Source organism: Chitinophaga hostae (assembly GCF_018224885.1).
Lineage (GTDB): Bacteria > Bacteroidota > Bacteroidia > Chitinophagales > Chitinophagaceae > Chitinophaga > Chitinophaga hostae.
Genome location: NZ_JAGTXB010000011.1, coordinates 198,737 through 223,727, shown reverse-complemented (window position 1 = coordinate 223,727; position 24,991 = coordinate 198,737). Strand labels below are relative to the sequence as shown.

Sequence of the window (24,991 nt, the reverse complement as noted above, 5' to 3'; positions counted from 1 at the left end):
CGTATGAGTACCTCTCTCATCATCCCCAAAGACCCCGTGTATCCACCGTCGATGGATTGGCAGCTGCTGCGCCGGGAAGGTATCCGGCATATCGAAAACCTGGCCTCGGATATCTGGACAGATTATAACCTGCATGATCCAGGCATCACCATACTGGAGATACTTTGCTACGCCATCACCGACCTGGGATACAGGAGCAACATGGCCCCGGCCGATTTGTTTGCAACGCCTAACAACGACTCATTTTATACGGCCGCACAGATCCTTCCGTGCGCACCCGTAACAGCACTGGATCTCAGGAAGATCCTCGTAGATATACCCGGCATACAAAATGCCTGGGTGGAACAGCTGGATCACCCGGAAGTGCGTTTTTACTGGCAGGAGGGATTTATACTTTCCTATGCAAAGGAAAAATTGCAGCCCTTCCTCACCCTGGTGAAAGCCAACGAAAACCTGGAATTGCCGCCGGTGAAGGGTATCGACGGCTCCACGCTGCTGATCATCAGTGGTTGCAGCAGCGATGCCGATAAAGCTGCTGCAAAAGAATTGTTTCTGAAGGGATTGCGGGATAGCGTTACCATCAGTGATGAACTTAAAAGGGCATTGTTGTTATATGTGCTGACCAGCTACTTTGATGAGGCCATTTTCTTCCTGGAAAGCTCCCTGACCTCGCCACAGCAAAATATACATCTTGTACAGGATCTGCTATTGTTGCTGGATTTGCTTACACCGCTTCGCGGGTTGCCGGCAGCGGAAATAGCTGCCAACATTGGCTCTCAGCTGCTCGATCCCATCAACCGGCATTCGGAGCTGACCAACTTTTTCTTTTACGATCCGCTGTTCGCCCTCTACTTTACCGGAAGCCTGAAGATCGCAGAAATACCCGACAAGGACCAGCCACCGGCGTATAATCTTTTTGCACCGCAAGGTATCTACAGCGTTACCATCAGGCTGGAAGAGGGGTATGAAGGTCAGGAAGCTGATCTGATGGCAGAAGCCAAAAGAAGGTTACACCGGGTACGTAATCTCAGCGAAGATATCCATCCAAAAATACATATAGCCGAAACCGTAGGATTTGGCCTGAACCTGTCGCTGGAGCTGGATCCCACCATCGATAAATGGGAGATACTGGCCAATGTATATCGTGCTGTTGAACAATACCTATCGCCCGACATCCGCTTCTACAGCCTCGAAGAAATGATGAACCGCTATGCGCAGTTTGAAATCGACAGCGACGTGCTTACAGCATTGCAGGCAGCACAGCTCCCCGCAACACTGATCACCGCATTAAACCCGGTTGTGGGCAAACGTTTTACCGGTGATGCTGCCTTCAATAAAGCCATAGCCGCCCTGTGGGATGACAAGGGCATGGATGATTATTATAGTGACGTATTTATCCAGTCAAAAAAATATTACAATGCTGATCCCGTATTCAAAGGGCCTTTGTTACAACATGGTTTTGTAGAGGAAGCAGCATTGCTGAATGCACAGCCCCGGCAAACGGTGTATCGCTCGGATCTCTACCAGGTGATCACCGCCGTGCAAGGCGTGAGGCAGATCGATAAACTGGAGATATTCCTGTGCAATAACGATAACAGATATACGCAGGATGAAAAATGGTGCATTGCATTTGATTGCAAATGTTTACCTGTACTGAGTATCGACTGCTCACATTTTGAAATCATCTCCAATTACCAGGAAATGCCGGTAGACATGCTCCGGCTGAAAGAATACCTGGAAGTGCATCCTGCGCCCGTTACTAAAATAAACAGATCACAACAGGACCTGCCCGTACCGGATGGCCGGGTACTGACTGACCTGACTGATTTTACCAGCGTCCAGGAAGATTTTCCAAGGACCTATAAGATCGGTAACGGCGGTATCTCCAAAAAACTGCCGGATCTGCGCCAGGCGCAGGCAAAGCAACTCAAAGGATACCTCTTTTTTTACGACCAGCTGTTGGCCAATTATCTCACCCAGCTGTCGGCCGTAAAAACATCCCTTTCTGTAAAAGGAAATGATACGGATATCTACCAGACGTTATATAATATACCCGGTATAAAAGAATTATTGCTGGATTATAAAGGTGCGCAGGTAGTGCCGGCCACGCTTAATAAAGTGGATCCCAACCCGGAGTGGGACGCTTTTACCGCCGATGAAAACAATGCCTATGTAACGGCGTTGAAACGGCTGACAGAAGGCAGTGATACCGACCGCCAGATTTTTCATAACCGCCTGCTGGATCATATGCTGGCGCGTTTCGGAGAACAGTTTACTGATTACGCGCTTCAGTTATACCGCATTGAGATGCCGCTCTCCGATAGCAATGCATGGGCCGCTGATGAAGGGCTGGAAGAAAGTATTGCCGACAAACAACGTTTCCTGCAACAGGTGCCGGCGCTGGGAGCAAAGCGTGGTACCGGATTCGTATACCAGTTTGAGAAGGATGAATTTCGTTACTGGAAAACGGATAATGTAGAAGGTGTTCGTAAAAGAGTATGCGCTATTTTAGGGATGCAGGATGCCACCCGGCATACCATTACCTGTGAACCGGTATTTGAAGTAGGCGTAGGGGAGATAGATAACCTGGGTAACACGAATGCGGAAACAACCTATGCCTTTTATGTAAAGGCGCCGCAACCAGGCGCAGCACGATTGCTGGTGAGCACGGAAATATTCAGAAGTTTTGAACAGGCGAAAAAAGCCCGTCTCGATTTTCTCAATCGTGCCGGCGACAGCAGCGCTTATGATATTGTGGAAGATAACCTCGTTGGTTTCTGGCTGAATATCCCACCGGCATCGCGTACCGCAAAAAATGCGCTGATGCTGGAGCCTGGCCCTGGCCGCGACGGCGCTGCCAAGCGACTGGAATATATCAGGAGCCTTGCTTCCGGCAACTGCAACGACGATAGTTTTCATTTGCTGGAACATATCCTGCTGCGGCCAAGAGACGTCACCTTTACACAGATACTAACGCCGATGATCTGCTGCCCGGAAGATCCGGCGCTGCTGGATCCTTATTCATTCTGGATTACAGTGGTATTGCCCGACTGGGCCAGCCGTTTTCAGAACAGCGACCGGCTGAATGCCTTTATGCAAACACTTCGCCGTGAAATGCCCGCGCACCTTTCCGTACGTTATGCGATGTTGTCAAGAACAGATATGCTGGCATTTGAAGCCGCTTACAACGAGTGGATAAAACGGCTTTGCACAAAAAATCAGCCTGAGCTGGCCGAAGCGAACGATGTATTGGTAACGCTGATGAATAACTGGAGTGATAATCAGATTCATTATTTCTAACAACAGCCTTCATGAAAGAAAGTATTGATACCTGTTTTGCCGGCACCGGCGTAGTTTGCGGAGCAGAAGTACACGTAAATGCAGACTGCTCTATCGAGGTGACTGAGGGAACCGTTATTTTACCCAACGGCGCCGTATTGCATACCCGGCAAAAGAAATTCCGCTACTATGTAAAGCCTTTGCCTGCCGGCAATAATAAGGGAGAGAAGCAGTCTTCCGTGGTTAACCCGGTAAGCCAGTTTATGCTCGCTTACCTGAAAATCGATAAGCTGGATGAAAAACACATGGAATTCCTGCAGCTGGCGGAAGATGGCGCCGCAGCAGAGACTATAGACTCCCTGAAACAACAGCACCCGGACGATATTCCTGAGCGTAACCTCAACCGTGATAAGATCATGGTGCTGCTGGCATTGCCGGGAGAGGAGGATGATACGCCGGTGCTGTACTGGATATTGGTAACCCGCAATGCCATGGCACGCGCCGCCGGTATTGAAGCGCCCAAAACAGACGATGACCAGTCCCTTTTTTCAAAAGCATTTTCCCCGGAAGATATTGATATTGAAGAGGTGGATCGTTTTCTGCGACCTGTTTTGAAATTGCCGCTGCTGACCATTCCCCGCGTCGGCTACCGCAAACTGGCTATCATACAGCCAGCCATCGGTTTGAAAGATGATAACCTGCAACCGCCTTTTAAGGTGGTGAATAGTTACGCGCCGCTCTTCTTTGAGTATAAAACCATCATTGATGAGTACATGCAGGTATTCCGCGATGCGCTGAAGCAGTTGCATGATCTGTTTGGCCCGCTGTTGTCGCACAAAGGTCCTGCCCTGCTGGAAACCTACCAGAAGATCCTGTCCCTGAAACTGTCGGCATTTTATGAAGAAGGAATACATCTTTACTATATCCAGTACGTGTACGATTGGCTGCGCGACCTGACCACGGCTTATAATGAGCTGGTAGCTAAATTGAGCGGTTACCGCGGAGTATGTACCTGTAAGTCATTAAAGGAGACGGATAATAAAGGTTTGCTGCTGATGCTGGGACCTGTACTCGGTGGCCGCACCACTTACCAGCCACTCATCTTCCGTGACCTGGCCATTATAGCAGAGAGAGACGCCACTATTCGGGAAGTCCGTTGTATGCACTGGCGCATGATGACAATGATCCGGACTTTTGATCTGCCATTTTTGCAACTGGACAAAGCGCTGGCTTTTACCGGCCAGGGCATAGAGGAAAAGCTGGATTCCACCGACTACTGGGAGTCGCTCGCCAATCCGGATGATAATGATGACTTCAAAAATATTCCCATAAAGCTAACGCCTACACGTAGCTCTGCGGAACTGCTGGGTAAAACAGCCATTCCTTATTATTATCCGCTCGACAGTAACAGCATTTACTCCGTACACCAGTTCTGGGATTATGAAACCACGGTGTTGCGGCGTGCGGATACGCATTTGTCCTATAACGCTTTTGACGGTGATGAGGACAAACCATCTACCGATATTATCAACGACAGCTACAGCACCCGGCCGGAAGTATTGTTGCCACTGGCTTTTAATTTCGAACCCCGGCACTGGCTTCGTGCGGAAGGGCATATTGGTAAAGGAATTTCATTAGGGGATGGGGAATCCAGAACATTCTGGTTTAACGACTTTGACCTGCTGGACTATCTGCAAAAATATAACATCGCTCTGGACGTGATTGCGGTGGATCTGAGCACGCCCTACAACAAAGAACGACTGCAGTTTATGAGAGGCCTGGAGCACCGGCCTGCGGTGCAACAGGGACAAACGCTGGTACTCATGTATGTATCCAGCCCGGAACAGATTGAGCTGCATGAGTGCAGCAAAACTAACCGGCCGGAGATAGGCGCCTATATCATTGTGGCGGATTTTGTATTGCCTTACCGCTTCACTTGTTGCCCTGTTGAGAACATCGACTACTATGTAATAGGCAGCGAGATTGAAATAAACCGCTAAAGCACTTGAGCGATCGTCAACATATCATTGGAAGAATGGAGGTGCAGGTAAACGCATCGGAACCGCTGCTGGCCACACAGGTGCAACAGCAGCTGGGCTACCGTTTGCACACCGCCGCCTTTATGCAGCAACTTGATGCCGTACTGAATGAAGCTGCCGGTGAATATGAATATATCGAAATTCCCACGCTGACCGTGTCGCTGGAATGTGCCGGTGAAGTGGATTTTCAATCTCAGCTGCTACAACAGCTGGCTGCCGCCATCCGTGAACAGGTGAGCCAGCGGCAAACTGCCGGCATCGTGATGGCTAACGGAAATGCTTATACGCTGGCGGTGAAACAGTTCTTTTTAAAGTATGGTATCCGTGCATTTTATAACGGTAAAGATATCCTTGCTGCGCTGCATGAAGAAATAAAAGAGCTGCCTGTAAAGGAACAACCTGCATTGGAGCAGTTATTAAAACAAGCGGGCCGCGAAACCCCGCTGTTGTGGCGCAGGTTGTATTACCTGCTGGGAGCTGCTGGTATACAGCAATTTTTCCTGCGTACTTTTGGCAGCAGCGAAGCGGCCCTGGAGTTACTTGTTATACAAACGCTGACACGAATGGGGAAGTGGCCAATAGCTTCAACCCCCGCGGCTAAAGTGATCAGGGACGGAGCTGCTGTCACCACATTATCTCCGGTATTGTCTCCTGCGCTGCTGGAAGATGCTTTGCTATGGGAGGCTTGCTTCCGGTACATGCTGGAAGGAAACGACATTAAAGCATTGCCGGCAGCAATGGTGGCGTCGGCCCCGGCGCTCAAAAAAGAAAATAGCAAACAGGGCATCACGGCTGATCCGGAAGAAACAGCTATTGAATTATCGGCGCAACTGCAAAATGGTTTGTTTGTTGAAAACGCCGGGCTGGTATTACTATGGATGGAGTGTGCTCGCTTGTTTCGAACCCTGGGATACGTGGTGGAACGGCAGTTTACGGATGAAGTAGCCCAACAGCGGGCCATCCTGTTGCTGCATTACATCTGCTATGGCCCGGACGTTTTGGGCAGCGAGGAAGACTGGCTGCTCAACAAATTGTTGTGCGGCTGGCCGCCTGAAATACCGGTAGATCCTGCGTTGGCGCCTGATGATGCAGCGCAGCAGGCAGCCCGGGAAATGCTGGCTGCCTACCTGGACACCTGGCGTAAAGACCGGAAGTTTTCGGCAGCATGGTTCAGCACGGCCTTCCTGCAAAGGGAAGGGGTGTTATTACGCCGCGCCGACGGAGCCTGGGTCCTGGAAGTAAGCGCCAGAACAGAAGATGTCCTCATTAGCAAAGTATCGATGGTTAAATACGCGTGGATGCCACAAATACTATATGTACGGTGGTAGTTTGAATTACCCGGAAATAATTTTATGAGCGAAAGCGGTACCCATACAGCACTGCCAAAGGCAGGCCTCAAAGCGGGCAAACTTTTCCGTAGGGAGGAGCAGGGGCAGGGTTATGCACATCGCAATAATCCTTCACAACCCTTCTTCTCCGGCACCGTATCGCTAACAGCCGATATGGAATCTGCGCATCCGGAGGTGCAATCGCAGTTTATTCCGGGTATTCATCGTTATGGCGGGAAGGAAGAACTGCAAGCCAAATGCGCGGAATGCGAACACGAAGAAAAATTGCAGCGTGCCGAAACGTCCGTTGCCACCCCGGCTATCCACCGGTCGGCAGCAGCAGAAGAGGTGCAAGCCAAATGTGCGGAATGTGAACAGGAAGAAAAATTGCAGCGCGTTGAAATGACGGCTATTCACCGGTCTGCCGGGGAAGAAGTGCAAACGAAATGTGCCGAATGCGAGAAAGAAGAACAGCTTCATAAAAAGGAAACTGAGGGAGGTACACCACAGGGGCTTGTGCAGGCCAAGGAAGTTAGTGAAGAAGATCTCCTGCTATCCAGGCAGGAGGATGCGGAGGTGCATGCCAAACCGTCGGAAAATATTTCCCCGGCGCTGCAACGGAACGAATCTTCCGGGGATGATGCGGCCACGGTGCAAACAAGTTTGAAAGTGGGCAGGCCGGATGATGCTTATGAAATAGAAGCCGACCGTATGGCCGATAAGGTCATGCGCATGCCGCTGCGATCCTTTACCGGCGGCGGAGGCACGCGCCCGGAAGGAAACGGCAATAACAACAATAACAACATTCAGCGTAACGAAGAAGAAGGGGGTGAGGTACAAACCAAGCCCATAAGCGGTTTGCAAAGAGCCGGGGATGGCGGGCTTCGTACCAGTGATAATTTTACCTCCCGGCTCAAAACATCCGGTCAGGGTAAACCACTCGCCGCGCCGGTACGCGAGGATATGGAAAGCGCTTTCCAGGCAGATTTCAGCGCGGTGCGTATACACACCGGAACAGAAGCGGCAGGGCTTAGTCGTGACATAGGCGCAAAAGCTTTTGCTCATCAACACAATATTTATTTCGCGGAAAATAATTACCAGCCGGAATCTCCAGAGGGACGTTTTTTATTGGCGCATGAGCTTACGCATACGGTGCAGCAGGGCGCTGCCAAAACCGTACAGCGGGATCCGGAAGAAGGTGAAGAAGAAGAATCATCCTGGTGGGATATGCTGCGCAACGGCGCCGAATACGTGCTGGAGTCCGTGTTGCCGGCAAGCATCTACCAGTTTTATAAAGACATCAAAAGCGAAGGTTTACTGGGTTTTGTGAAGGGTAAACTCTTCGGTTTGTTCCGCGGGTTGTTCAACGGGCTGGGCTTTTCCGACCAGGAATTTATGTTGATCATACAGATCTTCCTCCAGCTCAAAGCACAGCTGCCTGCTATTATTGACGGTCTTTCAAAGGGCGATTGCGCCCCGTTGTTCGCTGCGTTGAATGTATTGTCTGCCGTGATCAGCGGTATCGCAGGTGCAGTATGGGACCGTGTAATGAACGCCATTGAGCCATTGCGACAATGGCTCAATAATATCTGGGATACCTACATGGCGCCCGCTCTTGACCGCATCACGGCCTTTGCGGGAGAAGTATGGGAACGGATCAAGAGCCTCGGACGATGGATCTGGGATGCTTTCTATTGGGTGGTGATCAAACCTTACCGCGACGCCTGGGACTGGATCTGCGAAAAGCTGGGCTTTACAGATTCTGATGAAGGCGGCTTTATGAGCTATGTAACAGGATTGCTGGGAGAGGCCTGGCAGTATATCAAAGCACAATTGCGCCCCGTCATAGAGCCCATCCAGGAAGTAGTATCGGCCATCGGCGCTATGGTGAACATGGAAGCTATCAGGAAACTACAGGAAGATGCCACCGAATGGCTGAATCATGTGGCAGATACCGCTACAGCCATGGGCGGTGAAGACGATGCCGTAGCCAATAAACAGCTCACCCTGCGGGAAGTATTGCTGCCTGCCCTCAATAACTCTATTGATCGTATCAAGGTACGGTTGCAGGAAGCCGGCAGGTGGGTGGTAGATAAAGTAAATAATATAGCCACCACCGTTAGTGGATTTGTTACCGGTATCGGCAGCAACCAATATCTCAGCCCCGTGTATTCCCTTATCAGCTGGGTACCCGCCACGATGACGAGTATCCAGGATTGGGCGGTGGATAAAGTAAACTGGCTGTTTGATAAGATCAACACCGGCATGGACTATATCCGCGATTTTATGAAGCGGGTACTGGATATGCTGATGCAGTTGGTGTCTGCAGCAAGCGATTTGCTGGGGCGCCTGGGTGATTTTATTCTTGGTCCGTTAAACCTGGTGCCTAAATGTATCAAAGATCCCATCGTTAACTGGATAACAGAAGTGATCCTTAAAAAGATCCCGGTCATCGCCGAATTCATTGAGCTGGCGGACAAGTGGCCGCAGATAAAAGCCGCGGCGCTCACCGTATTGAAACAGGTGTTTGTTGACGGGGCGCTGGCAAAAGGCCTGTGGACTTTCTTCCGCAACCTGCTCAGTATCCTCGGCATCGATCCTACCCTGGTGACCACCGTGATAGCTAAAGCAGCGAGCAACTTCTCTGCTATCATTAAAAAACCGCTGGAGTTCCTGAAAAATGTATGGAACGTGATAAAAGGCGGCTTTGTGCTTTTCTTCGACAACATCGGTACGCACCTGCTGACAGGCGCTATGGACTGGCTCTTTGGCGAAGTAAAGGGCGCGGTAAGTGTAGCGCCGCCGAAAGATTTTACCCTGGGCAGCATCCTGGGATATGTGATGGATCTTTTCGGTATCACCAAAGAAAATATCTACAAACGGATGGAGCTGAATCCCCGTATCGGCCCCGAAAAAGTAGCGAAGATCAGGAAGCTGGAAAACATACTGACCGGCGCATTGGAATGGATCACCGTATGGATCAAGGAAGGCCCGGCCGGCTTACTCCGCAAAGCGAAAGAAAAGCTGAACGACCTGAAAGAAACCGTGATCAATGGTATCATCGGCTGGGTTACTACCAAGGTATCTGCCGAAATCATGCAACGGCTGGCTACCAGCTCCGATCCGCTGGGCATCGGCGCTACTATCAATACAATTATCCTGATCTATGATACGATGAAAACGGCGGTAGCATACGTAAACCGTATGCTCAATATCGCTAACCAGGCCATGGATAACCTGAAGCAGATCATAGAAGGAGATGTAAAGAATGCGCAGGAAGCATTTGAACAAGTACTGGGCAAAGCAGTGCCGGTAGTGATAGGTTTCGCCGTGGAAGTAATCATTGGCCCAGTAGGAGAAAAGATCCAGGAAATTGTGACCGCTGGCCGCACAAAAGTGGATGAAGCCATCGACTGGTTGATTAACATGGCACTGAACGCGATAGATGCTATTATCAATGCTGCTAAATCAGCCGCAGGAGCGATACTGGGCTGGCTGGGGCTTACAAAGAAATTCCCTGCTGAAGATGGCGAAACACATACGCTGTCGTTTAAAGGAACGGAAAGCAATGCTCAACTGATGATTGCCAGCACCCCGATGACTTTTAATAAATGGATAGATGGTGTTACAATCGATGATCCGGGCAGCACTGAAGGCAAGAAACGGCAGAAAAATAAAGTCGACGCCAAAGCCAAATATGGAGAGATTGAAACCACCAGGAAGAAAAAAGAAACCGCTGCATATACCAAGGAAGATAAGGAACAGGATGTGAAAGTACTGCTGGATGAACTAAGCGCCCTGCTGGGGCCCTTATTTAAAGGCCAGTTGGAAGACTGTTCTACAGAAGCCAATAACGGGTTGAAATTTGGCGGTCTGCATGCTGCTGCCTATGCAAAAAGTATGTTTGCCAAAGCATTAACAAAAAAGAAAATGCCGGATGGTTCCCAGCCCAATGTTACGGAGCCGGATACCTTCCGTATCATTAACCAGCGGCGGAATGGTTCGGGCTCGTTCTATGTGCTTGGCCACTTGCTGAATCATAACCTGGGCGGCACTGGTTTGGATATGAAAAATCTTACACCGTTAACAAGAAGCGCGAACGGAACACATCACAGCCTGGTGGAACATAATATTAAAACCTCGGTGACAAAAGGTAATGCCGTGGAATACAGTGTTACACCGAAATATGAAAGAAAGAAAACAACCACTACCGAAGAAAAGCAGGTATTAAGCTCGCGGGTGGCTGATAAAGCGAAGATCATTGAAATTATCAGGGAAGAAACCAAGGTGCCGAAATACCTGGAATGTAAGGCTTACCTGGTTAATCCAAAAGATAAAACCCGTACCAAGTTCTTCGACAACAATATTGACAACGATGTTAATCAACGTCCGGATTCATACGACCTGGTGGGCATTAAGAAAGCGGATGTATTCCTGGATTGCAACAAACAGGCTAAGCTGGAAACGATAGAAAAGCCGATGACGCCGGCGCTGGCGGCGGCTATTATTGTTGCCATGAAACACCGTAAACGTGATAGTGGCGGCAAGCGGTTTGATTCTTATGATTCATTGACCAATTACCAGATAGATGGCAAATACGCCTTTAACAGCCGACAACGCGCAGCGTTGGATGTAATAGCCACACTGCCTTATGTAAAATTATATCAAGGATAAAATAAAGACTATGCGAAGCTTCATTCAAATGTTACTTGCACTGCTTACGCTCACCGGTATGACCTGGGCGGTATGGCAGGGATACCTGCTGCTGCGGCAGGAACAACTGGGATTACCGGATGGTATGCGTTCTGCAGTGATCGTTTTCGCGATACTGGCCATCATTTGCACATTCATGATTGCCAATGCGATCGGCAACCACAGCAGCCGGATCTTTAAAGGGCATCAGTTGCCCTACCGGACAGCCCTGTACGAAAAGTGCCTGGTGGAATGGCAGGCTGTACTGGATGAATTTGAAGAAGACCAGGACGTGAAAGTAGATCTGCGTTTGAGGGAACTCGAAGGGCGGCTGGCGCTGCAGGCATCTCCCAAAGTCATCAAATTATTTCGTGAAATGCAACGCGCCGCAGGCGCTGAAGGATTACATACTGCGATATCTGCAGATCTGATGCAGCGGCTGATACTAGCCATGCGGGAAGATCTCGGCCAGGAATCAGACTATTTTGTGCGTAAAGAAATTCAGCAACTTTTTAAATAATGATGCCATGGCACTAAAAAAGCAACTGCGCAAAAAAAAGAACAAAGGAGAAGGAAAGCCGGTGCAGCAATTCATCCAGGCAGAGCACTCCCAGGAAGCTGCTGAGGGAAATGCATTGTTCTTTCCGCCGGGAGCTAAGCCACAGGCTAAGCTGAAAGTCAGTAATCCCGGAGATCCGCAGGAAGAGGAAGCCGATAAAGCAGCGGATAAGGTGGTGCAGCGGGCGCCGGCTGATTCGCATAGTATGGATCAGCGGGATGATGAAAAACAGATTGCTACCAAAAAAGAAGGATCTGCGGCATCGCAGGCGACACATATGCCGGGAGCCATTCCCAGGGCCGGCGGCAATACCCTGCCGGCTGCCACGGCTGCGGAAATGTCCAGCAGCTTTGGGTACGACTTCGGGAAAGTGCGTATCCATACCGATCCGCAGGCACAATCAGCCGCCCAACAGTTACAGGCACAAGCCTTCACTTACAATGGTGAGATCTATTTCAACAAAGATAAATACAACCCCGGCAGCCAGGAGGGCAAATGGTTGCTGGCGCACGAACTCACCCATGTGGTGCAGCAACAGGGCCACGAACTGAGTGTGATACAAAAGAAAGATGTGCCGGAAATATCTACGCCGGTACCCAAAGGGATGAAAACGGAAAAAGACGATACCGGCAATGTGTTGCAGGCGACAGGAAATGTAGGCAAAGTAAAAATCATTATACTGCCGGATACCACCGGCGACGTGCCGGCAGGGAAATCTGCTGTTACCAAAATCACGCACAGCGTGTCTACGCCCGATGCTGATACCACCAACGGAAAGGTTTCCAAGATAAACGGGAAAGCTACCCTGGAAATCACCATCCAAACGGTGTATGCGGCGGATGTCAGTCCAAAGTCCACTTCTGCCTATGGTCGCGGCACCACAAAAGCCGACGAGAAAAGCGGCAACACATCGCTTCGTTTCCATGAAGGCAGTCACGGTACCTTTGTGCTTACCTATCTCGCAGCCCATCCTGTTCCCGTATTCGGCGGATTTGTAGGGCAGTCGGAAGAAAAATTCAGTGAGGCGAGCGACAAATACCTGGAAAAAGTAGATGAATATATGACGAAGCTGGATGCTGCCAATGAGAAGGCAGTGGATTGTGTAGGGACAAAAGAAGCCTCCTGTAAACCCTGATAATACTGACATTTCAATATTGAATTATGTACTGGAAGAAAAAAGAACCGGCTACTTCTCCGGAAGAAAAACAGGCAGCAGTGTCATCGGATGTGATCGGGCAGTCGTTCCTGGCCGAGTCCATGTCAGCGCTGCTGAAAGTAGCTGCCTCCCGGCTGGATCATCACTTCGGTAAAGTGAATGCGTTTGTGCAACCGGCTTTTGATATCACGGATGACGACTCCCCGCTGGCTAGATATGTGATAGACAATCATCTTTCCATTGAGGAATATATAACGCTGATGCTGGCCCTGTCACCACATGTACATCCCGATCTCTTCACGCCCCTTATCCGGCAATACATGCCCAGGGGAGGTGACTTTCCTGAGTTTGGCGGCGTAAAGGGCACTAATTACCGGGGCATCATACCCACGGGGGAAACAGCTCTTTTCCTGTTGGCAGGCATGAATATGGACATGCGTTTACAATATTCCCTGTGGCTGCGGGGAGAAGTACCCGGCAGCGGCAAAATCAATGGTGCCGCTAAAGCCAGGTCTAAGATCTTTCAATCGGGTGTACTCACCCTGGAAGAAATGCGGGAAGGCGAGCCGGAAATGAGCGGGCGGCTGCAACTGTCGCAGGCCAGGTTAACAGAATTCCTCACGGGCCGGAAATGGCGCCCCTCTTTTGGTTCCGGCTTCCCGGCTACGTTGCTCGAAACTAAAATGGAATGGAATGACATTGTCATATCACATCAAACAGAGCGGGAGCTGAAAATGATCCGTTACTGGCTGAAATACCATGGGCACCTGGAGTCAGATGCTAACCTGGGCAGAAGAACCAAGCCGGGTTACCGCGCATTGTTCTATGGCCCGCCGGGTACCGGTAAAACCCTTACTGCCAGCCTGCTGGGAAAACAATTCGGATTAGATGTATACCGTATCGATTTGTCGCTCGTGGTATCCAAATATATCGGTGAAACCGAGAAAAATCTGCAACAGATCTTTGACAGGGCGGAAGACTGGATCCTGTTTTTTGATGAGGCAGATGCGTTGTTCGGCAAGCGTACCAATGTACAGTCGGCGCACGACCGCTTTGCCAACCAGGAAGTATCCTATCTGCTGCAAAAAATTGAAGAGCATCCCGGCCTGGTCATCCTGGCTACCAATTTCCGTAACAATATGGACCAGGCATTTATCCGTCGTTTCCAGACCGTAGTGCCTTTCAATGCCCCCAATGAACAGGAAAGCCTGGCACTGTGGAATAATACCATGCCGGCAGATATTCCCTGGAGCGGAGATATCAGCCTGCAGGATTTTGCCCGGAAATATGAATTAACAGGAGCGTCAATTCTGAACATCGTACAATCAGCCTCTATCCGCGCCCTGTCGGAAGACCGGCCCATAGAAACGCAGGACCTGCTGGAAGGGATACAACACGAATACTATAAAAACGGGAAGTCGGTTTAACAGGATTGCCGTTACCGGTTATGGATGTAAAAAGTAACAAAACCCTTTCATTGTTTGCATTAAAAAGGTATTTTGTACGCTCATTTGTATCCATAACTCCGTATTTATATGACGAAGCACTTTTTTTCACGTTTGATGCTGATGCCAGCACTGGTTGCCGGCTGTATTTCCTGTTCCCATACTGCCAAACTGCCCGCCGGGGATAAGAAACCGGAATGGGTGTCGCTGTTTAATGGCAAGGACATTAAAGACTGGATCGTGAAAATTCATCACCATGAAGTGGGTGATAATTTTGGAAATACCTTCCGGGTGGAAGATAGCATCATTAAAGTGCGGTACGATCAGTATGGTAACTTTAACGAACAGTTTGGCCACCTGTATTATAAACAGCCTTTTTCGCACTATCATCTGAAGTTCGAATACCGGTTTGTAGGGAAATGGTGTACTACCGCTCCCGAATATACGTTGTTGAACAGCGGTGTGATGTTTCATTCCCAGGACCCGCGTACAATGCCCAAGGAGCAGGACTGGCCTATTTCTATAGAAATGCAGCTGCTGGCCGGCTTAGGCGATGGTAATGCCAGGCCTACAGGTAATATGTGCTCTCCGGGTACCAACGTGGTGTACAAAGGGAAACTGGATCCGCAGCACTGTATTGAATCTTCTTCCAAAACCTATGATGGGGAACAATGGGTAAGGGGAGAATTGATTGTGCTGGGCGACTCGCTGATAACGCATATCATTAACGGGGATACCGTATTACAGTATTCCAAACCACAGATCGGTGGCGGCGTGGTAAATAACTATGACCCTGCTGTAAAAGTGGATGGCAAGCTGTTATCGGAAGGGTTTATCGCGCTGCAAAGCGAAGGACAGCCAGTTGATTTCAGGAACATACAAATACTGAACCTGGCGCCGGCTGCAGCTAAAAAATAAGGACACTTGATACCGGTGCACCTGAGCGTACGTCCGATACCGTTATATATGCGCCGGGATTTAGCGTTGAATAAGACTGTAAAATAAAGCGACTTCCTTTTCAGGGGAAGTCGCTTTCATCATTAGATCGGCTATAAAACTATCTTTATTTGGTGGTTGGTCCTTCATCAATAACGTTTATTCGTCCAGATGAATATTGTTTGTAATACGGTTGCAGATCCTTATAAATGTTTTGCGATCGCTTTCCGAGAGTAAATGCCGGATTTGCAATGACATCGTTTTTCTTAATTTTTTTGCCTGGCTCACCAATTTCACAGCTTTAGGTGTAACCGCATTGAAGTAGATACGCCGGTCTGTTTCATCTCTTTTTTGTATGATCAGTCCGTCAGTCATCAACTTTTTTATTTGACGGGAAATGGCCGGTGCGGAAATTCTGAATTGTTTTGCCAGCTGACCTGTGGCGGTTTCTCCACTACGGATGATGTAATCGAGTACCAGGTATTGGGTGGCTGTTAATTTCTCCGTGCTGAATTTGTTTACCTGTGCAATGATCAGGCATTGAAGATTTGTATACGCTTCCTCAAATTGTCCGGTAGTATCTGCGGGCATAGTAATTGCTATTTGTTAACTAAGTTAATCATTAACATTGTTAACCATTTAATTTTTCTGCAGCGTATGAATACAGGTAAAAACGACCTCATCATCATTAAAGGTGCCCGGGAAAATAACCTGAAGAATATCGACGTCAGCATTCCGAAACAGCAGATCACCGTACTTACCGGAGTGTCCGGTTCAGGGAAATCATCCCTGGTGTTTGACACGATTGCAGCAGAGGCGCAGCGGCAGCTCAATGAAACCTTCAGCAGCTTTATCAGGCACAGGTTGCCACATTATGGCCAGCCCGACGCTGATCTGATGGAAAACCTGAGCCCGGCTATTATTGTGGACCAGAAACAGATCCGGGGCAATGCGCGTTCTACAGTAGGCACCATCACAGATATTTATTCTTTGTTACGGCTGTTATTTTCACGTATAGGAAAGCCATTTGTGGGCTATTCCAACGTGTTTTCATTTAATCACCCCGAAGGGATGTGTCCTGTTTGTGACGGCCTGGGTACCGTTACCGCGGTGGATGAAGAAAAACTTTTTGATCGTAGTAAATCACTGAATGAAGGTGCGATCCTGTTTCCATCATTTGAACCGGGTACGGCATTATGGAAGCGGTTTGTGTTATCAGGTTATTTCGATAACAACAAGAAACTGGCGCACTATACGAGAAGAGAATGGGAGCTATTGTTATACCAGGAAGAAATAAAGCCGGATCATCCGAAGGCGGGCTGGTGGCCTTCTGCGAAATATGAAGGGGTTATTCCCCGTTTTAAGAAACGATTTTTAGGAAAAGAAGCAGAGGAGAATAAAAAGTCGCTGCAGCCTGCACTAAAAAAGGTGGTCACAAAAGGTCCTTGCCCGGAATGCCATGGCGCCAGGTTAAATGCGCGGATACGCAGTTCAAAGATTCACGGGGAGAACATTGCCGGGTATGCTGCACTGCAGGTAACTGATCTTGTCAGGGAGATTGCCCGGATAAAAGAACCGCAGGCGGTTACGATGGTCGCGGCTATTACAGAACGACTCACCCACCTGGTAGAAATAGGGTTGGGGTATCTTAGTCTTAACCGGGAAACGTCTACTTTGTCGGGAGGGGAATCACAGCGGGTAAAAATGGTACGTCATCTCGGGAGCAGCCTGAGCGACATGTTGTATATATTTGATGAGCCCAGCAGCGGTTTACATGCCCGGGATGTGCATCAGCTCAATGTGCTGATGCAGCGGCTGCGTGATAAAGGCAATACGGTGCTGGTAGTGGAGCATGACCCGGATGTGATCCTCGAAGCAGATCATATCATTGACATGGGGCCCGGCGCCGGCAAGTATGGAGGGGAAATTGTGTTCCAGGGATCGGTAAAGGGATTGCTGCGGTCGGGTACGCTCACCGGTAAATATCTCCGGAAACCTGCCCCGGTAAAACAGGCGGTAAGGCAATGGAATGATAGTCTTGCTATCCGCCACGCAAAACTGCATAACCTGAAAAACGTGAGCGTTAATATCCCCAAAGGTGTGCTTACCGTGGTAACAGGCGTGGCGGGATCGGGGAAGAGCAGCCTGATTAACGGGATGGTGCCGCGTTTGTATCCGGATACCATTTGTATCGACCAGGGTGCATTGGGCGGTTCTATCAGGTCAAACCCCGCTACGTACACCGGTATCTCCGATATCATCCGCCACCTGTTTTCCAGGAGTAATAAAGTGAGTGCCGGACTGTTTAGTTTTAATTCAGAAGGTGCCTGTCCTGCCTGTAAAGGGTTGGGCGTTACCTCACTTGATCTGGCCTTTATGGATGATGTTGTTACCACCTGCGAGGTATGCCATGGCCGCAGGTTTACCCCGGAGGTACTCGGGTATAAATTCAGGGGAAAGAGTATTGATGAGGTATTACAATTAAATGTAACGGAAGCCATCGGATTTTTTTCCGGGGAAGAGGAGATATTGGCAGTATTGCAGCGTTTGCAGGAAACAGGGCTCAGTTATCTTTCACTCGGACAACCATTGGATTCTTTATCCGGCGGTGAAAGGCAGCGTATTAAACTGGCCACGGAGCTCGAACGTACAGGTAATATTTATGTGCTGGATGAGCCTACTACAGGGCTGCATTTATCCGATGTAGGCAACCTGATTGTGTTGCTGAACAAACTGGTAGACAATGGCAGTACCGTTATTGTGATTGAACACAACCTCGATGTAATCGGGCAGGCTGACTGGGTCATTGACATGGGACCTGGCGCCGGACGGGAAGGGGGAACGGTTGTTTTTGAGGGGACACCTGCGGCTATACTCAACGAACCTTCATCGCTGACGGGCACATTTTTAAAAAAGTATATCCATCACAGTTAGTACTGCCATCAACATTTTTTTATCAAAAAAAGCGGGTTGATTTTATGAAAAAACATAAATTAGCTGCATGAAGGAAATCATGTTGGATAACCCTGCCTGGGGTGCATTGACCAGTGAACAGGCATCTTTTGCAATCGGCACCGACCATGCAAAAAGATACCAGCCCGGAATAGTTCCATTTATAGCCTGCGATGATCCGCAGGCTGACCACCTGGCCGCACTGGATGCCTGGATCCTCCCCGGTGAAACCTTTTATATCATTGGCGATTTGCCTGCCTTGCCACAAGGCTGGGTGCTGGAGCACGAACTGCCTTGCGCTCAAATGGTGCTGCGCAGCAGTATGCCCCCTATGATGGATGAAGAAGGGATAACTGTTTCATTGCTTGGTGAAGCAGATGCCACGGAAATGTATGACCTCATCAATAGTTTACAACCCGGCTATTACAACAGGGATACCCGTTTGCTGGGCACCTATTATGGTATACGGCTGGAAGGCAAGCTGGTGGCTATGGCAGGAGAGCGGATGCGGCTCACCGGTTTCACGGAGCTAAGCGCTATTTGTACCCATAAAGATTATGCCGGCCGGGGTTATGCGCAACGGCTCATCAATCGTCTCTGCCGGCAACAGGCGGATGCGGGCATTATTTCTTACCTGCATGTATCTCTTGCCAATGAACGCGCCATCCGGATATATGACCATATGGGGTTTGAGCAACGGAGAACAATTAGTTTCAGACGCGTGCGCAAGCAATGAAGCCGTCCTGTTCTTAGTTGTGATGGAATAATGCCAATGCATTATTGCTGCCATTGACCTGCAGGGACCGGTGAAATATTTTTACATACTTATATTTCATCTTTCGCATAAAGCTATGGAAAGTATTACCGCCCGCTTTAAACACGGCCTTGTGCCCCAGCCATACGAGGCAGGTAGTAAATAAAAAGAAGGCCTGGTAAATGTGGTTACAGATGATCTTGCTGTTAGGTCCTTTGCTGTGAAAAATAATGGATAGTCTTTCCTGTTGAAACCTGATATGATCGGCTTCATCGATCAGTATATCCGTGCAGATCTGTTTTAAAAGTGTGCAACAGGTAGCATCTTTTAGTGATTGATAAAAGATCTGCGCTGCGCTTTCCACCACAATCACGGCTACTGTCCAGATTTCCATATTAGTATTGAAATAGCGTACTTTTCTGAACAGGGTATCGCCCCAGTCCTGTTGTATTTTTTGCTCACCAATAGCGTCAAGGTATCTGCCTAAATTATTCCCGTGCTTTTGTTCTTCTTTAATAAAAAGTTCCACAGCTGCTACGTAGTCGGGATCATCATTTTGTGCAGCATACTTTTTGGCTGCACGGATGAGGTGAGCGCCATCGGAGGTTTCGCCAAGCTGCCAGGCTTGCAGGGAGCGGAGAATGGTTTTTCTTTCGAAGTCAGACAACGCCGGTGATATTTGCCAGTCAACCCGTTGCTGCAGCGCGTTCAGGGTGAAGTGTCCGATCCATTTTTTACTTGGGTTCATGATGCGTGTTTTTAATTTTGATAAAGGCATGAGGATATTGGTACAGAAATTTATTCTTTTCTGTATGTTTTTCTGCAATAAAAAGTACTTTGTAATACAAAGTAAATGATAATTATTTAATCTGCGAATTTTTTTATGAAGAAGAAAATTTTAGGGAAGGGGGGAGAGTGGTGGCGCTACCTAATCAATTGTTGGTGAACATATGCCGGGTTACGGGGATGGGGAGAAACATTGCAGTGGCGCAAGGCCACTGAGAATACTTTTTCTGGATGACGCATATATCATCGCTGAACAATTCGATTTCTTCCGGTTACCGGATGTGAAGCCCTGGTAATCCGCCAGGCAGATCAGGATAAGAAACATCACTTCTTCCGATACCCCATTGGTAAAAAATATAACCAGAAAAAGCCTATCAGGAACAGTACCAGGGAGGCGATAAATGCCGGTAAAGCAATATCCTTGTTTTCGCCGAGCGCATTGTTGAGTCCCGTATACAGCAGCCATATCTGTATGCCTACATTTAAAATGAGGATAACGATCAGCGCTGACATCAACGTATTTGTTTTATTTGGATGTGCTTTGTTCTGGGCGTCTTTGAAATTGCTCATAGCAAATATTTTGCGGGATGACTACTTAAATGGATGTTGTGTTGTGGCTGGCCGCTTTCACATATACGTCGTTTCCTTTTAGCACAACTTCCAGTGCGGGCAGTGGTCTTGGTGGGGGGCCGGCGAGTACGTCGCCCGTCATGGCGTCGAAGAAGCCTTCATGGCAGGGGCATACAATTTGCCCGCTTCCCGGTTTATAATATACGGCACAGGAAAGATGTGTGCATTTCTGCTCATAAGCTCTCCAGTTACCGTTTTCCAGGCGAATAAGAATATAGGGGATGGTACTGCCGTCGATAACGAATGAACGGGTGCCACCGGTAGGAACGCTGTCGGCTTTGCAAACAAAATGTTCTCCTTTGACCGGTTCATCCGGAAAGAAGTTGGCTTTAACGGCCACATATCCACTGCCTACTGCTAGTCCGCCGGATACCAGGCATAGAAACCTGGCGAAATCGCGACGGCTTACTTTGGTAGATTCCGTTCTTTCGATCGGGAAATCCTGTTTCCAGTTAGGCTCTTTTGTTGTTTGATCAGGCATATATTCCGGTTTAATGAACTTTCAGTTGGGTACTTCCTTTGGGCATCATGATATTCACCTTGGTGTTGACCACCTGTTCACCGAAGACAAATGAATTCACCGGTGTACTGTTGGGCCGCATCCGGCTTATTTCCTCCCTGGTGCCATAGAACAGCGCCTGGCTGGGGCATACGGTGGCGCACATTGGTTTTTTACCTGCGCTGGTTCTGTCGTAACACATGTTGCACTTCATCATCATGTCATACTTTTCTTCTTTGATAGGTACGCCGAAAGGGCAGGCCATCACGCAGTTGGAACAACCAATACAACGGGCGGTGTTCGCACTGTGTACTACGCCGAAACCATCTTTAGAGATGGCGTCGGCGGGGCATACTTTTGCACAAACCGGGTCATCACAATGCATGCACACCTGCACAGTTGTTTGGATGGTAACGGCGCGCTCCACATAATTTACATGGATCATACTTTCGTGGCCATTGGTTTCGCATTCGGCGCAAGCCATTTCACAGGCTTTACAGCCGATGCAGCGCTGCATGTCTACGAAAAATTCCATCTCTGTTTTATAGGAGGTTATTTCCATGTTGGTCAATTGTAGTGAAATAAATCAGATACTGCCAAATGCCGGTATTTCACCGGGTTTGGTAAATACGCCCAATGGCTCCAGGCGGCAGGCGCATACTTTGAATTCAGGAATTTTTGATACCGGGTCAAGCGTGCCGATGGTGAGCTGGTTGGCCGATTTCCTGCCGGGCCAGTGATAGGGAATGAATACGGTATCTTTCCGGATTGTTTCCACAATGTTGGCGGGGAAATCAGCAGTCCCTCTGCGGGTGGTTACCCGCACGGTTTCCCGTTGCCGGATATTATATCGTTGCGCCAGTTCCGGATGTATTTCCAGTAACGGTTCCGGTATCTGGTCTACCAGCTTGCCAATCCTGCGCGTTTGTGTGCCGCTGAGGTACTGCGATACTACGCGGCCGGTAGTCAATACCACGGGGTATTCAGCGTCTGTTACCTCTGAGGGTTCCCGGAATTGTACCGGGTTAAAATGTGCTTTCCCGTCGGCTGTCGCAAATTTTTTATCTTCCCATAAGCGGGGAGTGCCCGGATGATCTTCTGAAGGACAGGGCCAGAAGATCCCCATATTATCTTCTATCTTTTTATAGGTGATGCCGTAGTAATCTGCCGTACCACCTTTAGAGGCTATACGTAGTTCGTTGAAGATGGCTTCTGAATCGGCGAAGTTAAACTTGTCTCCTGCACCGAGTCTTGCTGCCAGCGCCTGTATAATATCTGTGTCTGCGCGGGCGTTGCCTGGCGGGGTAACGGCCCTGCGTATACGAACTACGCGGCCTTCTGCCGTGGTAACGGTGCCTTCTTCTTCTTCATGCAGGGAACCGGCCAGCACAATATCGGCATGACGGGCGGTTTCGCTTAAAAAGAAATCGATGCACACATAGAATTCCAGTTTTTCGAGGGCTTCCCTCACATAGTTGTTGTTAGGCAGCGATACCAGGGGGTTAAAGCAGATAGAAAGCAATCCTTTCACTTCCCCGCGATGTATGGCCTCTATCAGTTCCCAGGCGGTGAGTCCTTTTCCCGGCAACTCTGGTTCGGGGATGCCCCAAACGCCCGCAATGTACTGGCGGTCGGCCGGGTTGGTGATATCGCGGTTACCAGGTAGCTGGTCACATTTATGCCCATGTTCACGGCCACCCTGTCCGTTGCCCTGGCCGGTAATGGTTCCGTAGCCGCAATAGGGTCTGCCAATACGGCCTGTAGCCAGTACCAGGTTAATACAGCCCAGTACATTTTCCACACCTTTGGAATGGTGTTCTATGCCGCGGGCATGTAACAGGAAGCTGGTTTTTGCCCTGCCCCAGAGCTCTGCTGCTTGTTGTATTTTCTCTTTTTCAATACCGGTTACTGCTTCGGCCCATTCCAGCGTATAATCCTGTACAGCGGCAATGGTGGCATCGAAACCGGTAGTATGATGATCAATGAAATCATGATCCAGCATATCGTGATCCGCCAGGTATTTCAGCATGGCGCCATACAGCGCGGAATCGGTACCTGGTTTTACGGGAAGATGAATATCGGCGGTTCTGGCCAGTGGTATCACCCTTGGGTCAACAACAATGAGTTTGGCACCGTTGTCCCTGGCACGCCAGAGCCAGTAGGTGAGGGTAGGAAAGGTTTCGCTGACGTTGGCGCCGGTAACAATAATGACTTCCGCATGTTCCAGGTCGGTGTAGTTGTTGGAGGTGCGGTCCAGTCCAAATGCTTTTTTATTGCCTGCTCCTGCACTCACCATACACAACCTGCCATTGTAGTCCAGGTTAGCAGTTTTTACGGCTACGCGGGCAAATTTACCCATGAGGTAACTCTTTTCGTTGGTCAGCGATACACCGGATAAAATAGAAAAGGCGTTTGGACCATAGGCAGTCTGTATTCGTTTAATCTCTGACGTTACCTTGTCGAGCGCCGCGTCCCAGCCGATAGGTTTAAAACCCTCGCCCTCGACCCGTTGCAGTGGCTCCATCAGCCGATCGGGATGATTGTCCTGCATATACCGCTCTACGCCTTTGGGGCAAAGGCGGCCCTGGTTAAACGGAAATTCCATCCAGGGTTCAAAGCCAACTACTTTATTGTTTTTTACCAGCAACTGTATACCACATTGCATACCACAGAAGCAGCAATGCGTTTTCACGCTGTCATCCGGTTCATCTCTGCCGGGATAACCCTCCCTTGGTGCATAGTTGAGATGAGGGCCATAACTGGCAATGATTTTCTCTGGTGATGCGGGTAGTCTTGCCATGCTGGTCGTATTTTAGTGTAAGGCGTCATTGCCGGTGATTAGCCAAAAAAAGATCCGCTTTCCTGGCGGGCTTTCAGATGGGCCATAGCAAGCAGAGAACGTTTGCCCTCGGGGCTATAGTCCAGGTGCGAGCTGCCATCTTCCAGCGTAAAGTCGAAGCCCACCTGTTTGGTCACGGTTTTCAGATCGTCTACATGCAGCTGGGTGGTGAACTCCTGGTGGGTATGCGGACAAACCGCCATACCTCTTTTTTTGCCTTCCAGTTTGTATATATGCGCGCCTATTTGCGCTGGTCGTTGGATGATATGGAAAAATTTGCCGAAGGGAATCCATACGAGGAAGAGAATAACGGCAATGGCATGCGTAACTGACATAAAATCGTAAGCGATCCCTTTCATAAACGCGTAGCTGAAGTTAAGTCCCAGTCCCGTTACCGAAATAATGATCAGCAGTATAAGGGGAAGAAGGTCGCCTTCAAAAGTTTGTGATGCAATAAGCCCCGCATTGGTTAGTCTTCTCACAAGAAAAATAACGGCACCGGCAATCACCGCCCAGGAACACCAGGTGAGGGCGTGAAAGATGAGAAATGCCATCACTGAACCAAGTTTAAAATCCATTACTTTAAACCCGAAGAAATTGGCGTTGTATAGTTTAGTAGCCCCCGGATCTAATGCGGTGGCGGGATCCAGCGTAAAGTTGATCCATCCCAGCGTGAGCGGGATGGTGATGGCAAAAGCCGCCAGGCAACCCCATGCCAGCAGGAAGTGGGCCAGCCATCTTTTGTTGCCTCTCGGGTAAATGAAGCGCTGCAGTAACAGGTTGCGAACAGCATCGCCCAGCATGAACCAGGCGTGTACAAAGAAATTCCCGGTGAAAACCATTTGCCAGGTGCGCGTAAAATACATCCAGGTGGGCGGACGCTGCAACCACACACAATAACGGTAAATGCCGCCAAACAATGCAAACAGGGTACCGAACAGGTAAGCGATGAGTGCCGGGTCGAAGTTCTGCAGTTTCCTGGACCCATAAAAAGAAATGACCACACAGCCAAGGGTAACAATGATTGCAATCAGGGCTGCTTTTCTATTGAGAGAATGCATTGAAACAGGTTTATGGTTATCCGAAATACAGCAATG

Annotated in this window: 17 protein-coding genes; 10 read left to right on the top strand and 7 right to left on the bottom strand. The window is 49.2% G+C overall.

The window, feature by feature from the left end; genetic code table 11:
• Positions 1-3: 3 nt before the first annotated feature.
• The 8 genes from KE626_RS21920 to KE626_RS21885 all read left to right on the top strand — a co-directional run bounded on the left by KE626_RS21920 (position 4) and on the right by KE626_RS21885 (position 15,416).
• A complete protein-coding gene (locus KE626_RS21920; RefSeq protein WP_211975130.1) occupies positions 4-3,300 on the top strand; it encodes a hypothetical protein in 3,297 nt (1,098 codons plus the stop codon).
• A gap of 11 nt (positions 3,301-3,311) precedes the next feature.
• The gene (locus KE626_RS21915) at positions 3,312-5,279 is read left to right on the top strand and encodes a hypothetical protein (RefSeq protein WP_211975129.1); all 1,968 of its coding nucleotides are present in this window, start codon (positions 3,312-3,314) and stop codon (positions 5,277-5,279) included.
• 5 nt (positions 5,280-5,284) lie between these two features.
• A complete protein-coding gene (locus KE626_RS21910; RefSeq protein ID WP_211975128.1) occupies positions 5,285-6,646 on the top strand; it encodes a contractile injection system tape measure protein in 1,362 nt (453 codons plus the stop codon).
• A gap of 24 nt (positions 6,647-6,670) precedes the next feature.
• Positions 6,671-11,320 (top strand): eCIS core domain-containing protein, encoded by a 4,650-nt coding sequence (locus KE626_RS21905; protein WP_211975127.1) that lies wholly within the window; start codon positions 6,671-6,673, stop codon positions 11,318-11,320.
• 10 nt (positions 11,321-11,330) lie between these two features.
• Complete coding sequence (locus tag KE626_RS21900) at positions 11,331-11,858, top strand: hypothetical protein (RefSeq protein ID WP_211975126.1); 528 nt, start codon at positions 11,331-11,333, stop codon at positions 11,856-11,858.
• A gap of 7 nt (positions 11,859-11,865) precedes the next feature.
• Positions 11,866-13,032: an eCIS core domain-containing protein gene (locus KE626_RS21895; protein WP_211975125.1), complete on the top strand. Its 1,167-nt coding sequence runs from the start codon at positions 11,866-11,868 to the stop codon at positions 13,030-13,032.
• Between the two features lie 26 nt (positions 13,033-13,058).
• The gene (locus KE626_RS21890; RefSeq protein WP_211975124.1) at positions 13,059-14,480 is read left to right on the top strand and encodes an ATP-binding protein; all 1,422 of its coding nucleotides are present in this window, start codon (positions 13,059-13,061) and stop codon (positions 14,478-14,480) included.
• Positions 14,481-14,588: 108 nt separating this feature from the next.
• Complete coding sequence (locus KE626_RS21885) at positions 14,589-15,416, top strand: 3-keto-disaccharide hydrolase (RefSeq protein ID WP_249207628.1); 828 nt, start codon at positions 14,589-14,591, stop codon at positions 15,414-15,416.
• Between the two features lie 177 nt (positions 15,417-15,593).
• Here KE626_RS21885 and KE626_RS21880 read toward each other — a convergent pair whose 3' ends face one another.
• Positions 15,594-16,025, bottom strand: coding sequence for a MarR family winged helix-turn-helix transcriptional regulator (locus tag KE626_RS21880; protein ID WP_211975123.1), 432 nt, complete (start codon positions 16,023-16,025; stop codon positions 15,594-15,596).
• A 66-nt stretch (positions 16,026-16,091) separates the two neighbouring features.
• Here KE626_RS21880 and KE626_RS21875 point away from each other — a divergent pair, with 66 nt between their 5' ends.
• On the top strand, positions 16,092-18,368 hold the full coding sequence (locus tag KE626_RS21875) for an ATP-binding cassette domain-containing protein (protein WP_211975122.1): 2,277 nt from the start codon (positions 16,092-16,094) through the stop codon (positions 18,366-18,368).
• A gap of 67 nt (positions 18,369-18,435) precedes the next feature.
• Positions 18,436-19,122, top strand: coding sequence for a GNAT family N-acetyltransferase (locus KE626_RS21870; RefSeq protein WP_211975121.1), 687 nt, complete (start codon positions 18,436-18,438; stop codon positions 19,120-19,122).
• A gap of 13 nt (positions 19,123-19,135) precedes the next feature.
• On the opposite strand, the gene KE626_RS21865 is transcribed toward KE626_RS21870, so the two are convergent.
• The 6 genes from KE626_RS21865 to KE626_RS21840 form a co-directional block, all read right to left on the bottom strand.
• Complete coding sequence (locus tag KE626_RS21865) at positions 19,136-19,888, bottom strand: ferritin-like domain-containing protein (protein ID WP_211975120.1); 753 nt, start codon at positions 19,886-19,888, stop codon at positions 19,136-19,138.
• Between the two features lie 362 nt (positions 19,889-20,250).
• Positions 20,251-20,496: a DUF6755 family protein gene (locus tag KE626_RS21860; protein ID WP_211975119.1), complete on the bottom strand. Its 246-nt coding sequence runs from the start codon at positions 20,494-20,496 to the stop codon at positions 20,251-20,253.
• Positions 20,497-20,521: 25 nt separating this feature from the next.
• Positions 20,522-21,037 (bottom strand): Rieske (2Fe-2S) protein, encoded by a 516-nt coding sequence (locus KE626_RS21855; RefSeq protein WP_211975118.1) that lies wholly within the window; start codon positions 21,035-21,037, stop codon positions 20,522-20,524.
• Positions 21,038-21,047: 10 nt separating this feature from the next.
• The gene (locus tag KE626_RS21850) at positions 21,048-21,617 is read right to left on the bottom strand and encodes a 4Fe-4S dicluster domain-containing protein (protein WP_211975117.1); all 570 of its coding nucleotides are present in this window, start codon (positions 21,615-21,617) and stop codon (positions 21,048-21,050) included.
• Positions 21,618-21,641: 24 nt separating this feature from the next.
• On the bottom strand, positions 21,642-23,855 hold the full coding sequence (locus KE626_RS21845; RefSeq protein WP_211975116.1) for a molybdopterin oxidoreductase family protein: 2,214 nt from the start codon (positions 23,853-23,855) through the stop codon (positions 21,642-21,644).
• Between the two features lie 38 nt (positions 23,856-23,893).
• The gene (locus KE626_RS21840; protein WP_211975115.1) at positions 23,894-24,955 is read right to left on the bottom strand and encodes a hypothetical protein; all 1,062 of its coding nucleotides are present in this window, start codon (positions 24,953-24,955) and stop codon (positions 23,894-23,896) included.
• Between the last annotated feature and the right edge of the window lie 36 nt (positions 24,956-24,991).

Coding starts and splice junctions, on each gene's coding strand:
- KE626_RS21860 (WP_211975119.1), bottom strand. CDS start 20,496: ATGAGCAATTTCAAAGACGCCCAGAACAAAGCACATCCAAATAAAACA.
- KE626_RS21845 (WP_211975116.1), bottom strand. CDS start 23,855: ATGGCAAGACTACCCGCATCACCAGAGAAAATCATTGCCAGTTATGGC.
- KE626_RS21840 (WP_211975115.1), bottom strand. CDS start 24,955: ATGCATTCTCTCAATAGAAAAGCAGCCCTGATTGCAATCATTGTTACC.
- KE626_RS21870 (WP_211975121.1), top strand. CDS start 18,436: ATGAAGGAAATCATGTTGGATAACCCTGCCTGGGGTGCATTGACCAGT.
- KE626_RS21875 (WP_211975122.1), top strand. CDS start 16,092: ATGAATACAGGTAAAAACGACCTCATCATCATTAAAGGTGCCCGGGAA.
- KE626_RS21895 (WP_211975125.1), top strand. CDS start 11,866: ATGGCACTAAAAAAGCAACTGCGCAAAAAAAAGAACAAAGGAGAAGGA.
- KE626_RS21880 (WP_211975123.1), bottom strand. CDS start 16,025: ATGCCCGCAGATACTACCGGACAATTTGAGGAAGCGTATACAAATCTT.
- KE626_RS21885 (WP_249207628.1), top strand. CDS start 14,589: ATGACGAAGCACTTTTTTTCACGTTTGATGCTGATGCCAGCACTGGTT.
- KE626_RS21905 (WP_211975127.1), top strand. CDS start 6,671: ATGAGCGAAAGCGGTACCCATACAGCACTGCCAAAGGCAGGCCTCAAA.
- KE626_RS21915 (WP_211975129.1), top strand. CDS start 3,312: ATGAAAGAAAGTATTGATACCTGTTTTGCCGGCACCGGCGTAGTTTGC.
- KE626_RS21850 (WP_211975117.1), bottom strand. CDS start 21,617: ATGGAAATAACCTCCTATAAAACAGAGATGGAATTTTTCGTAGACATG.
- KE626_RS21920 (WP_211975130.1), top strand. CDS start 4: ATGAGTACCTCTCTCATCATCCCCAAAGACCCCGTGTATCCACCGTCG.
- KE626_RS21855 (WP_211975118.1), bottom strand. CDS start 21,037: ATGCCTGATCAAACAACAAAAGAGCCTAACTGGAAACAGGATTTCCCG.
- KE626_RS21890 (WP_211975124.1), top strand. CDS start 13,059: ATGTACTGGAAGAAAAAAGAACCGGCTACTTCTCCGGAAGAAAAACAG.
- KE626_RS21865 (WP_211975120.1), bottom strand. CDS start 19,888: ATGAACCCAAGTAAAAAATGGATCGGACACTTCACCCTGAACGCGCTG.
- KE626_RS21900 (WP_211975126.1), top strand. CDS start 11,331: ATGCGAAGCTTCATTCAAATGTTACTTGCACTGCTTACGCTCACCGGT.